The sequence below is a fragment of the Agrilactobacillus composti DSM 18527 = JCM 14202 genome, assembly GCF_001436375.1.
Classification (GTDB): domain Bacteria; phylum Bacillota; class Bacilli; order Lactobacillales; family Lactobacillaceae; genus Agrilactobacillus; species Agrilactobacillus composti.
On the sequence record NZ_AZGA01000088.1, the window covers coordinates 298,714 to 313,975 of the forward strand.

Sequence of the window (15,262 nt, forward strand, 5' to 3'; positions counted from 1 at the left end):
CGGACCAAATACCTTGTTTGTTTTAGAAAATTTGGTCAATGTTCGTTTTGCCACAGAAAAGACCACTAAGGACACGCGTTATGAAAAAGTCTCTTGGGCATTCTACCAACTAGAACAGATGTTGACCTACAAGGCTATCCAGGCGGGTGTGGCAGTCATCACCGTTAGTGCGGCATATACCAGTCAGCGCTGTCCTCACTGCGGTGAAATCAAAAAGACGAATCGCAAGTACCAACTGCACGCCTATCAATGTTCAAACTGCGGTTATCAGTCCAATGACGACCGTGTTGGTGCCATGAACATTCAATATTTGGGTACGCAGTATATCAATGGCGTGAAAAAGCCCAAACTTAAAAAGAAAAAAAGTGCGAACGGGTAAACCTGTTCAATTGCCGGTGAAGTCGATCATCGGGCTGTTGGGACCCTTAGATAAGTAAGACCCAGCAGTAAGTAACGCCAACACAGCGCGTGCTTATCACACGCAAACTACGTGGGAGACCGGAAGGTTGTTAGACCACATAGCGTTAGGCGTAAGTCTAAAGGTATCTGATACAGATGCCCTCGCCACTTGGTGGTGAGAGACAAGCTTGGTACTTTAGTGCCGAAAATCATTGACAATAGCGCTTTCTTTACTGTTCTAGGTCCTTTTTGAATTTCAACACCACGTAAAAAAAGACTGAGGCGGCTGCCTTCAGTCTTAATCAATCACATTTTATGAAAGGATGCAATCTTTATTTTAGAATTAATATAATTGTTTGTCCTGCATGGCTTCAAAGCTGTTAAAGGCTGGAATCGTTAAGTCTCTGGACAGCTGTTCCAAGTCCAAAACTTCTTTATCTTTGGCATCGCCTTTAATGAAGTCATAGATGAAATCATCCCGGAAGCCAATTTTAGCCGCATCTTTGGCGGTATTGCCGTAGTAAACAGTCTTAATATTGGCCCAGATGATGGCCCCTAAACACATTGGGCAAGGATAGCAAGAAGTATAAACCACCGCGCCGGTTAAATCATGGGTGCCTAATTTACGGGTAGCTTGGCGAATCGCGGTGATTTCCGCATGGGCGGTGGGGTCATGGTCCACCAATACTTGGTTGTGAGCTTGGGCAATGATTTCCCCATCTTTGACGATGACACAGCCAAATGGGCCCCCGTCGCCAGTCTTTAAGTTAGATTCTGCTTCTTGTGCGGATAATTTCATATAGTTTTCAGTCATGATAGGAACTTCCTTTCTGCATGCGTTTGGCTATTGATGATCAACAATAAACTAGTTTTGGTTTGCTAAAGACTCGTTATTGCCTTTAGCGGTTCGGTCAGTCTCTACTTCTGCTTCTGAATCTTTTATCTCAACGACTTCCTTTGAGGCTGGTTTCATCAATTCCTTGAAATTAAAGAATAGATTCAAGCAGATAGCCATCAAAGAGCCGGCTAGAATGCCACTGCCAAAAATTGTTTGGACGATAGTCGGAAAATTACCATAGAAGTTAGGATAAACCGATGGCAACATACAAACCCCAATACTTAGCCCAATGACTAAGCCATTGTGGTTGCCCTTAAAGTCAACGGGTTTCAAAATATTAACGGCACTGCCCACGATGGCGCCAAAGATGGCAAACCCAACGCCCCCTAAGACGGGCTTAGGAATGGCAGAGATCAAAGCAGAAAACTTAGGTACTAAGCCCACTAAGATCAACATGAACCCGGCAGCCGCGGTGGTATAACGGCTTTTCTTTTTAGCTAAGTCTAAGACACCAATATTAGCCACAAAGGCCGTTGGTTGGGCCGCGTTAAAGGCCCCGGAGAAGATGGTGGAGATGCCTAGCGTTCTAAAGGTCTTAGAAAATTGATCCTTCGTGGCCGGCTTTTGGGAAATGTCATGGATCCCCATGGAAGTCCCGGATAATTCCACCATCCCTAAAACCATAATAATAAGAAATGATAGCGTGGCGGTGGCATCAAACTTCGGTAAGCCAAAGTGGAATGGCAACACTAGGCCAAACCAAGGGGCACTATTTACCGCAGAGAAGTCCGTCATGCCTAACAAAGCGGCAACGATGGTCCCCACCACAATGGCCACTAGAATACTGATATCCCCCATAAAACCCTTGAGATATTTACTAATGAACACGTGGAAGATAAAAACGCCTAAGCCCAGTAACAGGGCTGATACATTCACAGATTTGGTGAGTTGGCCGGCGTTCTTATCCATGAGCCAGTTGAAGGCATTGGGCAATAAAGCCACCCCGAGGACCATCAAGTTGGTCCCCACAACTAACGGCGGAAAGAAACGCTGCATTTTGTTCCAGAATGGGCCAATGAGCAGGCAAAATAGCCCCGCAATCATCGTTGAACCCGCAATAATTTCAAACCCGGCGTCTATGGCACCGGCTTGTTTGAAAGTAATGATCATCACCGACGCCACGGAGAAGTTGACACCCATGACCATCGGTAATTTCGGAGATGTTTTGGGGATAATATTTAAAGATGCGAGTAAGGTGGAGATCCCAGTGGCAAAAATAATGGAACTGACGAAAAACATCGTTTGGGCTGCCGATAACTTAACAGCGGCTGAAACAATCAGCGGCACGGGGATGGCGGAAAGAACCGCAATCACCATGTGCTGAAAGCCCAAAGGTAGACTTTGGGACAATGGTAGTTTTTCATCAGCGGGTAATTTTTGTGCTTGTTTCATCATGTCAATACTCCCTTCTCAATGGGATATCAAACAGCATATCCGTGTCTTTGAACTGACAATATCTGTGCTTTTGCTTGGTTTCTCCAGCAACGTTCATGTTCAGAACTGACGAGAAGTTGTTTATTTGTGTTGGAAATAAACGATTCTTGATGTCGATTAAACACGTTACGGGTCCACCATTTGAAGTAAAGATTGATCCTTTATTCATGGCGTTCACTCCTGATGTAATGTGGCGACAATAACTAGTAACAATAAAACAAGTTCCTAAAAATCAACCTATAGCTTTAGCCAACAGTTAATTTTTAGCGATCACTGATTGAAAAACACCTCACTCCTTTGTTTGACAACCTCAGTGAAGTACCAGGTTAAGGCACTTTATAAATGTGATTTTAATCACAATTTGGGTGATTTCTGGCGGGCAAAATAAAAACTACCAACGCAGTCTGAGGGCTTGTTTAAATAAGCCTCATAGTCAACTGTTTTGGTAGTCGGTAGAAACGCCCATCCATTTCATGGGCATATATGAGTTGTCCATATTCTAATTTACAAATATCATATTAGCTCATGTTAATTAACTTGTCAATAAATAAATCATAAATAATAAAAATTGTACTCAATTTGTTTTTTGCAGATTTGCTTTTTCAATGTAAGCGCTGCACTTTTTTAAATTCTTAAAATTACATTTTTTTGATTAAAAAACGAACATTTTATGTTAACTATCATCACATTAATTCTATGCTTACAATGGCCCTGCCCGGTTACGTTTGTGGTGTTAATTTGACCTTTATCAAGATAAAATAACAGATCTGCCCCTATCTTTATACAAAAATATGTTTATGCCCAAAAAAATAATTGTAATAAAGCCCATAATGTAATATCATGACCATAGTTATAGGGTTCACAATCAGTCACTTTACAAGGATTTTAAGTTATCAATATTTTGGCTTAAAGACATTATTCTGGCTCGATGCTGAATTGCTATAACATTTTTGTCGTACCAATAATTGCGACGTGCTGAATCGACATTTTGCCCCCATCAAAATGTCGATTTGGCGTATACCGGCATAAAAAGGAGTGATGGTCCTACCAAATTATCGTGGATGCTAGTTTTTAAATGTATATACAGATTAACTTATTAAAGGTGTTAGCTCGTTCTTAGTTGCCAGATCCATCTGTGGGCTAACACATGTCAACCTGCATATCATAGTTAACGAAACGGAGGATTACTATGAATGATGTAAAAAAGAACAATGACAACAAAAAATTGTCAGATAAAGATCTGGTCTACCAATTAGAAGGCCGTCCCAAATTTTCAGTTGCATTTCCATTAGGGATGCAACACGTTTTAGCCATGTTTGCCGGAAATTTAGCGCCAATGCTCATCATCGCCAGTGTTGCCAAAGCAACTGCCGCTGAGACCGTCGTCATGGTTCAAGCGGGGATGCTGATTTCTGGGTTGACCACTTTCTTACAGCTTTATCCTATTAAAATTGGGAAACTCAAAATCGGCTCCGGTCTGCCTATTGTCATGGGGACCAGTTTTGCCTTTGTCCCAACCGCATCTGCAGCCGCCCTGGTCGGCGGTATCCCAGCGGTGCTAGGGGGCTCATTGGTGGGGAGTATTGTCGAAGGTTTAATTGGTCTGTTTTATAAATACTTAAAACGCTTCTTCACCCCACTGGTCATTGGCTGTACGTTGATTGCCATTGGGATCAACTTACTGGGCGTTGGCCGTGATTACTTCGCCGGGGGTGCCGGCGCCAAGGATTACGGTTCTTGGCAAAACTTGACCATCGCCTTTACCACCTTCCTCTTCGTAGCCATCTTGCAACGATTTGGGAAGGGCGTTATCAAAACAGCGGCCTTATTATTCGGTTTAGTGTTTGGTTATATTGTTGCCCTGTTATTTGGGAAAGTTAGTTTTGCAGCTGTTACGACTGCCTCTTGGGCGACTATTCCGCTGCCATTCCACTTTATCCCAACTTTTGATGCCAAAACAATTATCAGCTTTATTGCCATTTATATCACTATTGCCATGGAAACCATCGGGAACACGTCAGGTATCACCATTGCAACTATGGATCGCCAAGCGACGGAAGAAGAAACTTCTGGTTCCGTCCTGGCCGATGCCGTAGGTTGTGCGGCCGCCGCCGTATTTGGCTCCATGCCAAACACCGCCTTTGGCCAAAACGTGGGGATCGTTTCCATGACCAAAGTTATTAACAAATATTGTATTGCCCTAGGTGCTGGTGTCTTAGTTATTTGTGGCTTCTTACCTAAATTAGGGGCGGTTTTCGCTTCAATCCCTTCAGCTGTTTTAGGTGGGGCTTTGATTTCTGTATTTGCTATGATCACCATCAATGGTGTGAAAATGCTAGCTCAAGCCGGTTTTAGTGAACGGAATGTCTTAGTCATTGGGATTACTTTTGCCATGGGTATTGGTTTAGCTGGACATGCTGATGCCATTAAAGGCATGCCAACATTCCTTAAATTCTTCTTTGAAGACAGTATTGCTGCCACAACTTTCATTGGGATCCTTGCTAACTTAATCTTCCCAGAACCTAAAAAAGCTGTTGCCACCAATTAAGGTCACCGGCAATCTGCCGGCAAAGGAGGCAATCCATGTCAAGTTTATTGATTAAAAATGCCCAAATCGTCGTCACTTGTGACGACGATGATCAAGTCCTGCATGAAACCAATATTTTGATCAAAGATGGGGTCATTACTTATATGGGTGACGCCGACCAAGTAGCCGATGAAACCATTGATGCTAGCCATCATATTGTTTATCCCGGTTTGGTCAACACCCATCACCATCTTTATCAAACCTTCACCCGCAATCTACCCCAGGTCCAAAATATGGAATTATTCGATTGGTTGACCACTTTGTACAAAATTTGGGGTAATTTAGACCAGACTGTGACTTACTATAGTGCCATCACGGGTTTAGGGGAGTTGCTGAAAAGTGGCTGTACCACGGCCTTTGATCATCATTATGTTTTCCCCAGTGGTGAAGAGACCGGCTTGATTGAAGCTCAATTTAAGGCTGCTGATGATTTAGGTATTCGTTTCCATGCCTCTCGGGGTAGTATGAGTTTGAGTCAAAAAGATGGCGGTTTGCCGCCGGACAACGTGGTTCAAACGACGGATACGATTTTAAAAGATTCAGAACGCATCGTTAACAAATTTCATGATCCCAAACCTTTTGCCATGCACCAAGTCGCTTTAGCCCCCTGCTCACCCTTTAGCGTGACCGGGGACTTGATGATTGAAACGGCCAAATTGGCCCGACAGCTAGGCGTTCGGCTACATACACATTTAGCTGAAACCATCGATGAAGAAGATTATGTCAAAGCCCACTTTCACATGCGGCCCTTGGCCTATATGGAATCTTTAGGCTGGACTGGCCCAGATGTCTGGTTTGCCCATGGCATTCACTTTAATCATGAAGAACTTGCATTTTTAGCCGAAACCAAAACTGGCGTCGCCCACTGTCCAATTTCAAATATGAAATTGTCTTCAGGGGTCTGCCAAATTCCAGAAATGCTTAAGTTGGGTGTCCCGGTTGGTTTGGGCGTAGATGGCAGTGCCAGTAATGACGCTTCTAATCTACTAACCGATCTACGGGTAGGCTTTTTATTGCAACGGCTAAGTGCCAGCAATAATGCCCCAACGGGTTATGATTTCTTAAAAATGGCCACCCGAGGCAGTGCCCACTTACTAGGGCGAGATGATATTGGTAGCCTAGCCGTGGGTAAAGCTGGGGACTTGTTTATGATCGATACTCAAAACATTTCCCTGGTAGGCACCCTGCAAGATCCTAAAGCCTTGCTTGGGACGGTGGGTTTCTCCGGAGCCGTGGATTATACCGTGGTCAACGGTAAGATCTCCGTGGCCCATGGGCAATTGACCCATTTAGACGAAACCAAATTTGTAGCTGATGCCAATCAGCTCCAGAAATTATTCGTTTCCAAAGCAGATCCTGTTAAATGACCACAAAAAAACTGATGCGCAATTTTGCATCAGTTTTTTTCTTTGGACTTATATTCAGAATTTAATTGGCGGATTTTTGGACTCAATCGCTTAGGTAACAGGGTCAACAGGGCTAATAAAAGCCCCGCAATGGTCAATTCCAGCAGCAACTTCCAAGAGACGCCGTTTTTAACAATTTCGGCGGCCATAAAAGTATAAATAAAGCTGGCCGGCATCATGGTGATGAATGAAATTAAGGTGAACTTTCCCAAGGACATTGGTGTCAGGGCGTAGGCATAACTTTGAATCGCATAAGGAAAAATCGGCACTAATCGAGTAAATACCAGAAAAGTGGTACCATTGGTCAAGACTCCCTGCTCAATTTTTTGAAAAACTGGGCGCTGGCCAAAGTGTTGCACGATATAATCTCGGGCCACGTACTTGCCTAATACAAACGCGATGGCTGCCCCTAAGGTGGCCCCAACCACCGTTAAAATGCCGCCCACTAAGCCGCCATAAACCATCCCCCCAACCAGGGCTAATAGCTGCCCGGGCAGTAGAAAAACCGATACCAGGATGGATAATACGATGAACCAAATATAGCCCTGCCACCCGCTGGCAACTAGCAGGTGTTTAAAGTCCTGTAAATTAGTCAATAAATCCCATAACCCAAAAGTATAGGCGAGATAAAAGCCGCTGAGCAGTATCGCCAAAAAAATCAAGATGCGCTTCATCGCTTTATCCTTTCCAGATTAACGTCGCTGTTGGCGTTGCAATAAGATTCGCTTGATAACCAAAGAGGCCACGATCAATAGACAAAAACCTAAAATACCATATAGGATCATCTTTGGGCCTTGACTTAACGTGCCTCCCACCACGGAATACACCACGGTGGCTGGCAGTTGACCTAAACCGGTGGCAATCAAAAAGCTGCCTAAGCCGATGTCAGTCAACCCCGCCGCGTAACTCACCACGTCAAAGGAAATAAAAGGGACGAGCCGACAGATCAAAATTGTATACTGGCCGTAAATATCAAAGAAATGATCCATCTTGTCCAGGGCAACTTTAGAGATCAATTTCACCGTCACCGGCCGCCCCAATAAGCGGGCAATGTAAAAACATAGGGTTGCGCCGAACATGGCCCCTACCCAAGAATAAAGGATCCCTTGAAACCAGCCAAAAACCATGGCATTGGCAAAGGTGATCACAAAGGCCGGTAACGGGGCCAACACCGATTGAAACATCATCAACAAGATAGAAATCACCGGCGCCCAGATACCAAAATCTTGAATCAAGCTAGAAATGCCGCGAATATCCCCTCTGCTTAGTAAAACGGCTGTGGTATTCACGCCCTTTTGAAAGCCAGGCACCAATACATATAAGCCCAACAGGCATAACACTACCACCAACAAACTCACTAACTGAAATTTGCCATTGCCTGAGTTGGCCTTGTCCGACCCTTTAATTTTTCCCATGGTGCTGTACTTCCTGCCCCGGTTTGGCAAAACCAGCGGCAATCCCGGCGATCATCAGGTTGTTAAACGTCTTTAAATCTAATAAGTGCTTGGGCATGGTCACGGGATAAACGGAAGCATCATCAAAGACCATTTCCCCCACATTGAGTAAGGGTTGGTTTTGATGCAAAAAGACTTGTTCTGAGGTAAATAATTCAGGCTGGGTCACATAAAGGGCCGTGGTCATATCCCAATTGCAAAAACCATTAAAATGAAAAACACGTTGATTCCATTGGATCCAGTGGCTTAAAGTTTGGGCTATGAACTGCTGCGCTTCAGGGGTTAGTAATGGTTGTAGGGTCGCTAACAGTTGCTCTTTTTGTTTGGCCGAAAAGAAAGCTTCGGCGGTCATATGGCCATTCATAATAGCTAAAGGTGCTTGCGCCAAAATAGTGGCCTTGGCAGCCTGAGGATCACTAGCAAAATTTAATTCATCAACTGCATGGTGGTTCACCTTTAACGGTTCAATGGTCCCCCCCATCAAGATCACTTGGGCTACTTTTTTGAAAAAATCCGGATCCAAAGCTTGAGCTGCGGCCAAATTAGACAAGGCCCCGGTGCCAATCACCGTTACTTCTCCAGGATATGTATTGACTTGTTGGACTAAAAATTCAGCCGCAGGACTGGCCACATTTTTCGATTCAGCACCTAAATACGTTGGAAAATTCAAACCTAGTTTTGCCTTTAGTCGGTCCGTGGCGCGTTTGACCTCAGCTAAAGTCCCATTGCCATGGGTTAACGTCACCCCCAACAAGTTGAGTTCAGACTGGCCCAGTAAATATAACAAGGTCAAGCCATCATCCACGTCTCGATTGGGTAGGCCAAAGGTATTATCACAATCATAAATCACTTTTTTCATCCTAATTTACCTCGATTCTTGATTAACCAGGCCCCTAAATTTCGATTTTGCTGCATCGTTGCTGGTGTGAGTGCCACCAGATCTTTAGGGTAATCCACATCTTGAAGTGGTTTTAACAAAGCAATGTGAACCTGCTGCAACAGTTTCATGGTAGTTTCGTAAACCGTGTCCTGTCCCCAGGCAATGGGGCTGGTAAACATCGGCGCCAAATCAATGCCAGCCCGGCAACCAATTAAATAATAACCCCCATCTGGCGACGGCCCAATCACCACGTCTTGTAATTTGGAAAATGCTGTGGTGATTAAAGCCGGCTCTAACCCAGGAATATCACTGCCAGTCAAAACGACTGCTTCATAGCCTAACGCAAATACAGATGCAAAGACATTTTGCATGCGTTGGCCCATATCAGCGCCAACTTGCGGCATGGCTTTAAAGGTACGTGGCAACGTGGTCAGGAATATACTGGGATCTTGCTCATCAGAATAAGCCACGAAGACATCAATATGCTGTTGTACGGGAAAATTTCGAAACTTCGCGAAAAAATCCTGCAACATATCCCCCTGGACCTGACTAGCTTCAATGCCAGAAAGTCGGGCTTGCAGTCGGGTTTTCACTTTGTTGGGGGTTGGAATCCGAGTGAATAAAATATAAGCCTGTTTAGTCATGGGCAAACACCTGCTCTTGTAAGGCCTGGGCCAAAAAGGCCGGGTCCAGGTAACTTTTAACTTTTTGAAAAATCACTTCGTTTTTCAAGGCCTTGGTATCACTTAAATAGCTATCATAAGCCATGGTTGACCAGGAAAGGGCCCGGAGCATCAAATAAGGATGATAAATCGCTAAAGCCGTCAAAAAATCCGTCGGATCAAAGCCAGTCACTGCCAAATACTGATCCATAAAGCCTTGCTTTTGGGCGAAGGTTAAACGGACATCACTGCGCCACAGCGTAGTGGTACTGGCCAGAAATTGCGAAATATCTTGCACTGGATGGCTGATGACGGGTTTCTCCCAATCAATTAACCAACCCTGCTGGCCAATGATGAAGTTATGGGAGTTTACTTCGGTATTGTTCACTGCCCAAAGATCTAAGTCTGTGAAAAAGCGCTGTTGGGCAACATGCTGGCGACAATTGTCTAACGCGTCCGCCAGTAATTGTTGCACGGGTTGGGCGATGACTTTACTGGCAAAGACTGGCGTCAATAAGGTGGTGCATTCCCGGACCCGAGCCGCTAGAATATCTTGTTTTTCGGCCAAAAATTGCTGTTGGGCCTGCCTGTCAATTTTTAAACGATGAATACGTCCAAAAATTCTCGCTGCCACCGTTAAATCCTGATGGTAATCCAGTGGGCGACCAGGTAAAAACGCTTCAATCAATAAACCTTGGTCAAAGAAATCCTGACTATCATCCACATAATAGACCTTAGGGGTTACGTGGGAACGTTGCAACCATTGTAAAGCCTGGTATTCATAGCGAATTTGATTATCAATCGGCAGCTGGGAGCCATAGTTAAACCGCAAGACAAATTGTTGGGGATTTTGCCCATCGGTCAACAAGAAATTCTGATTATATTCTCCCTGGGCTAAAAAAGTAACTTTCACAGTCGGTTGTAATCCCAGTAATTTAGGGATTTCTTTGACCTTTAAATAAGTTAAAATTTTTTCGATCATGGCTAATTGTGCCTCCTGTTGTAACGTTTGGCTAAGTCCTTGGGGGATGTCCCCAATATAAATAATAATTGCAGCCGATGCATGGCCAAGTGCGTCCGCCAGGGATGGGCAGCAAAGCGACGATTAGAGGTGTAAATGGGAGCGCTGATCAACTTAAACTTACCCAGCCGATGAAGTTGCCGGCTTAGTAGCCAATCTTCCATCAACGGTTCGGCTAAAAAGCCCCCGGCCCGTTGGTAATTTTGCCGAGTGGTAAATAGCCCTTGATCGCCGAAAATTAAACCTAAATATTTTGCCCGCCAATTGGAAGTGATTGCTAAATAACGGTAGAAAAACCCTTTTTCAGTGAAGCGCAAGGTTAAACAACCTGCACTTACCCGAGGCTGACTTAAAACGGCCATTATATCCGCAAAAATAGCTTGTTGGCCATTCAACTGGCTATCGCCGTGTAAAAACCATAAAATATCACCTTGGCTTTTGGTCACCCCATAAGCCAATTGCGCCCCACGATTAGCTTGACTCAAGGTATACACCTTGGCATACTTTTGGGCGATAGCCACGGTCTTATCTTGGCTACCCCCGTCCACCACAATAATTTCACTGGCATAGCCCACAGCTAATCGGGTCACTGTTTTTAATAAATTACCAATGCCTGCTGCTTCGTTTAAAGTAGGAATAATCACGGAAAATTTCAATTCGCCACCACCTGTAAGTTGGCGCCAAACTGTAAATACACCACTTCACCCGGATGTAACTCCCCTTGAATATTGGTAAGGACCAGGGTCTGTTGCCCAACGCGCAAATGCGCCAAGACCCCACTGGGTTGCCACTGTAAGGACACTATCTCCGCTTGAATACCCGAATGGCTCAGAGAAGCTGCCACTTCATAGGGAATCACCAATTGGACTGGCCCAGTGAGTTGGTTGGGATTGACAACGGTAATTTCTTGAGATTCGAATTGAAACTGTTGGCCTTGTATAATACCAGCCAAAAAATTCATCCCCCCAATAAACGCCGCTACCTGGCGGGTTTGCGGTTGTTCATAAATTGTCTGGGGCGTACCAATTTGTTGAATTTCACCGTCAATTAAAACGGCTAATCGGTCAGACAACTCAAAGGCTTCATCCCGGTCATGGGTGACCAAAATAACCCCAAAATGATATTGTTGCTGTAATTCCAATAATAATTGATGCATCTTTTGGCGGAGACTGCTGTCTAGGCTGGCGAAAGGTTCATCTAGAAGCAATAATTTAGGTTTCAAAACAATTGCCCGGGCTAAGGCCACCCGCTGTTGCTGTCCCCCGGATAATTGGTCCGGAAAGTGATCGGCTAACCCTTGCAGTTTTAAGATGGTGATCATTGCTTGAACTTGTTGGGCAATTTGGGTGGTGTTGACGTGGCGCACTTTAAGTCCAAAAGCAATGTTTTCAAAAACCGTCATATGGGGGAAAAGCCAAAAGTCCTGCAACACTAAGATGGTCCGTTCTTGGGAAAAATCACCGCGAAAATCTAATGCGCCGGATTGTAGGGGCTGCATCCCCGCAATGAGCTTTAAAATCGTAGTTTTACCAACACCAGAAGGCCCAAATAGCGTGAGAATTTCCCCGGCCGCTACCTGAAGGTTGATGTGTTTTAAAATTTGTTTGCGGCCATAATGTAACGACACATCGCTAATTTCTAAGCCCATGATGCCATCCTCCAATCAATTGTTTTAAAAGCAATACCCCAATCATCGTCACCAATAAAAATACCACGCTGTAAGCTGAAGCCAAACCAAAGCGGCCATTGTTGGCGTAAGGTAATAGGATCAACGGTAACGTCATTATTTTGCCGCCACCGATGAAAAAAGTTGGTAAATACTGGCTCAAAGAAACAATAAAGGTTAACCCCGCTGCCGTGGCGATTCCTGGGGCCATGAGTGGCCAAGTAATCGTTCTCAAAATTTGCCAGGGCTTAGCCCCTAAACTCTTGGCCGTTAGTGCGTAGCCCTGACCCATTTTCCGATAACTTTCCAAAATAATTTGCATGGCATAGGGCAATGTGAAATAAGTGTGGCTCAAAATAATCCCGGTAAATGTCCCGGTTAAATGCCATTGAATGAATAGCATCTGAGTTGAGGTCACAATGGCAATGGCCGGTAAGATAAAGGGCAAGTAAATCATGAAGGTCAATAGCCGTTGGGACATGAAGTGCTGCGTGGCTAAGACCTTTGCTGCGGGCATGGCAATGAGTAAAGTCACCACGGTGGTGGCCAACGCAATGACAAAGCTATTGAGAACTGCGGGCCAAAAATTGGGTTCTTGTAACATTTGCCCCAGAACTTTGCCGCCAAATTGTTGGGGGACGAGTGCTGGATAAAGCCACTGGGTCGCCACCGTCCACAATAGTAAAACTACCAGGGGCAAAGCCACTAAAAAACAAGCCAATAGTAAAGTACTAGTCCTTTTCACGGTGCCGCCTCCCTCCTGGCAAGCGGGCACTGATGCCTAAGACCAATAAAGTCATTGCCAAACAGATCAAGGACATGATGAAGTTTAAGGCAAAGGCTGTGGGTCGGACGGTCAGGTCGGCTTGGGTCAATAGATTATAAGCGGTCACCGCGATGGTTTCGTTGGCGGGACTGCCCAAAATGAGGGGGACTTCAAAAGAGGTAAAGGTGAAACAAAATAAAATGATAAATAACGTGGCTAGAATCGGTTGGAGCATGGGTAAAATGACCCGGCCAAAAATTTGCCGCGGGGTTGCCCCTAAATTGGCCGCCACTTGGACATAGCCTAATTGTAATTGCTTCAAAATGGCTAAGGTGCTCACCGCCACATAAGGGATCTCTTTATATAAAAATACACAGATGATGCCAATACCGCCCTTATCATGAATCAACAACGGAAATTGGTCAATCTGTTGAAGCAACCCCACTTGATATAGTAGCCGGGAAATCAATCCAGATTGGCTTAGTACCTGCAACATCATCAACGCCACAATGATATGAGGTAAGGCAATGGGAATTTTGAAGAAATTCGCCAACAAAGGATGATTGGCGCTGGTTTTCAATAAAATAAACGCCATGCCTAATCCCAGTAACAACGCTAAAATAGTGGCGACCAGGGCTAAATAAAGACTATAGCCAATAGTCCGCTGAAAGGCCGCATCCCCTAAGACCGTTTTGAAATAAGCCAACGTATAGTGACGTAGGCCGATAACCGGATAATAGCCTAAACTGACCTGAATAGTCTTAAACAGCGCTGCTAAAATAACAGCGCTGTTTAAGAGAATAAATGGTCCTAAAAAAAGCAAAGATTTTTTAGTCATTTAAAACGTATTCTTTCCATAAAGATTCGATAATCGGAATCTTCTTAGCCTGGACTTCGGGAATTTGTTTCTGTTGCAATTCGGCTAAAGAAGGCACCCCTTGATTGTTATAGATATCCGTCAATTGTTGCTTGGCTTTAGGGGATAGTTTTTGCGCATCAAATGGGGGAATGCTGTAACCATACTTCGCTTCTGCCTTTTTCAATTGGGCACTTTCACTGGTCATTTCATTGATCAAGACCAGCGCCGCATCCTTGGCATTGGAAGATTTGGCCATGGCCAAGTAGTTTTGATTGGCAATCGTGCCCTTGTCAAATAAGAAGGACTCAGTGTTGTCGTTGAATTCCTTATCATGGCGCTTTTCAGCCACATGCATTGGGGAATAACTGTAAGTCATGTTGATTTGCCCGGCAGCAAACATCTGATCTAATTCCGCCGTAGTCTTAGGGTAAGTTTTCCCCTGTTGCCATAGGTAGGGTTTCAACGCATTCAAATAATCCAAGCCCGGTTTGATGGCTTTATACAAACCCGCTTTGGTGGCGGGGGCTTGGTTGACTTTGTCATAGCCCACCACGTCACAAATGATATTACGGACAAAGGCACTGCCGGTAAATTCTGGTGGCGCCGTATAAGTAATCTTGCCCGGATTAGCCTTAGCATAAGCTAGCAATTTGGCACTACTGGTGGGAAAACCCTCGGGAAATTTAGTCTTATCCCCGCCAAAGACCAGTTGGGCATTGCCATAAGGCACTTCATAACCATTGATCTTGACCCCAAAGTCATATTTAGAACTGTGGCCGTTAACGGCCATCAATTGATTGAAACTGGGAACTTTATTGGCAATCGGGCCATATAACAAGTTGGCTTGCTTAGCCGTATAAAAGTTTTCCCCGTTGATCCAAACCACATCGATATCGCCTTTATTATTCCCGGCTTCTTTTTCAGTGGTCAATTTGTTTAAAATATCATCAATATCCATGGGTACCCGCTTGACCGTGATATCATACTTTTTCTTCATGGCCGGGGTCACTACTTGATCCACCCATAGATTGGCTTTCTCGTCCCCGCCAAACCCATAAAAGGTCACGGTCTTGCCCTTGCTGGATTTAATCGCCGCCGACAAGGTGGTCACTTTCCCAGACCCGGCATCACTTTTAGAACTTTGATTAGCTTTACAGGCCGGTAATAAAAGCAGTAGCACCATTAAAGCTGCTAGGCGCCAATACCATTTCTTCTTCATTTTATTCTCTC

At 44.6% G+C, this 15,262-nt stretch carries 15 protein-coding genes and 1 riboswitch; of the genes, 3 read left to right on the forward strand and 12 right to left on the reverse strand.

Going from position 1 to position 15,262, the window contains the following annotated elements:
- Positions 1 to 379: zinc ribbon domain-containing protein (locus FC83_RS17525; RefSeq protein WP_236700855.1), on the forward strand; the 379-nt coding region annotated here is incomplete at its 5' end.
- A gap of 363 nt (positions 380 to 742) precedes the next feature.
- Here the strand turns inward: FC83_RS17525 and FC83_RS16530 are convergent.
- Positions 743 to 1,216, reverse strand: a complete 474-nt coding sequence (locus FC83_RS16530; protein ID WP_169790839.1) for a nucleoside deaminase — start codon at positions 1,214 to 1,216, stop codon at positions 743 to 745.
- Between the two features lie 48 nt (positions 1,217 to 1,264).
- Positions 1,265 to 2,692: a uracil-xanthine permease family protein gene (locus FC83_RS16535; protein ID WP_235184157.1), complete on the reverse strand. Its 1,428-nt coding sequence runs from the start codon at positions 2,690 to 2,692 to the stop codon at positions 1,265 to 1,267.
- A 449-nt stretch (positions 2,693 to 3,141) separates the two neighbouring features.
- A riboswitch (purine riboswitch) is annotated at positions 3,142 to 3,238 on the reverse strand.
- A gap of 682 nt (positions 3,239 to 3,920) precedes the next feature.
- On the opposite strand from FC83_RS16535, the gene FC83_RS16545 reads away from it, so the two are divergent.
- Positions 3,921 to 5,279 carry a uracil-xanthine permease family protein gene (locus tag FC83_RS16545; RefSeq protein ID WP_035450588.1) on the forward strand — a complete coding sequence of 453 codons (1,359 nt, stop codon included), beginning with the start codon at positions 3,921 to 3,923 and terminating at the stop codon, positions 5,277 to 5,279.
- Positions 5,280 to 5,314: 35 nt separating this feature from the next.
- Positions 5,315 to 6,685 (forward strand): 8-oxoguanine deaminase, encoded by a 1,371-nt coding sequence (locus tag FC83_RS16550; protein ID WP_057003044.1) that lies wholly within the window; start codon positions 5,315 to 5,317, stop codon positions 6,683 to 6,685.
- A gap of 29 nt (positions 6,686 to 6,714) precedes the next feature.
- On the opposite strand, the gene FC83_RS16555 is transcribed toward FC83_RS16550, so the two are convergent.
- The 10 genes from FC83_RS16555 to FC83_RS16600 are packed head-to-tail and all read right to left on the reverse strand — an operon-like array spanning position 6,715 to position 15,251.
- Positions 6,715 to 7,398: a TVP38/TMEM64 family protein gene (locus FC83_RS16555; RefSeq protein WP_057003045.1), complete on the reverse strand. Its 684-nt coding sequence runs from the start codon at positions 7,396 to 7,398 to the stop codon at positions 6,715 to 6,717.
- 18 nt (positions 7,399 to 7,416) lie between these two features.
- Positions 7,417 to 8,139 carry a TVP38/TMEM64 family protein gene (locus FC83_RS16560; protein ID WP_052004406.1) on the reverse strand — a complete coding sequence of 241 codons (723 nt, stop codon included), beginning with the start codon at positions 8,137 to 8,139 and terminating at the stop codon, positions 7,417 to 7,419.
- A complete protein-coding gene (locus tag FC83_RS16565) occupies positions 8,126 to 9,037 on the reverse strand; it encodes a nucleoside hydrolase (protein WP_057003046.1) in 912 nt (303 codons plus the stop codon). The genes FC83_RS16560 and FC83_RS16565 overlap by 14 nt, the downstream gene beginning before the upstream one ends.
- Positions 9,034 to 9,702 (reverse strand): TIGR04282 family arsenosugar biosynthesis glycosyltransferase, encoded by a 669-nt coding sequence (locus FC83_RS16570; protein ID WP_035450586.1) that lies wholly within the window; start codon positions 9,700 to 9,702, stop codon positions 9,034 to 9,036. The genes FC83_RS16565 and FC83_RS16570 overlap by 4 nt, the downstream gene beginning before the upstream one ends.
- The gene (locus tag FC83_RS16575; RefSeq protein ID WP_057003047.1) at positions 9,695 to 10,702 is read right to left on the reverse strand and encodes a phosphotransferase family protein; all 1,008 of its coding nucleotides are present in this window, start codon (positions 10,700 to 10,702) and stop codon (positions 9,695 to 9,697) included. Before FC83_RS16575 ends, FC83_RS16570 begins: the two co-directional genes overlap by 8 nt.
- A 2-nt stretch (positions 10,703 to 10,704) precedes the next feature.
- A complete protein-coding gene (locus FC83_RS16580) occupies positions 10,705 to 11,397 on the reverse strand; it encodes a TIGR04283 family arsenosugar biosynthesis glycosyltransferase (protein WP_057003048.1) in 693 nt (230 codons plus the stop codon).
- Complete coding sequence (locus FC83_RS16585; RefSeq protein ID WP_035450585.1) at positions 11,394 to 12,389, reverse strand: ABC transporter ATP-binding protein; 996 nt, start codon at positions 12,387 to 12,389, stop codon at positions 11,394 to 11,396. Before FC83_RS16585 ends, FC83_RS16580 begins: the two co-directional genes overlap by 4 nt.
- Entirely contained in the window at positions 12,373 to 13,152 is a 780-nt protein-coding gene (locus FC83_RS16590; RefSeq protein ID WP_035450743.1) for an ABC transporter permease, read from the reverse strand. The genes FC83_RS16585 and FC83_RS16590 overlap by 17 nt, the downstream gene beginning before the upstream one ends.
- Positions 13,139 to 14,011, reverse strand: coding sequence for an ABC transporter permease (locus FC83_RS16595; RefSeq protein WP_035450584.1), 873 nt, complete (start codon positions 14,009 to 14,011; stop codon positions 13,139 to 13,141). Before FC83_RS16595 ends, FC83_RS16590 begins: the two co-directional genes overlap by 14 nt.
- Positions 14,004 to 15,251, reverse strand: a complete 1,248-nt coding sequence (locus FC83_RS16600; protein WP_035450583.1) for an ABC transporter substrate-binding protein — start codon at positions 15,249 to 15,251, stop codon at positions 14,004 to 14,006. Before FC83_RS16600 ends, FC83_RS16595 begins: the two co-directional genes overlap by 8 nt.
- Positions 15,252 to 15,262: the final 11 nt, after the last annotated feature.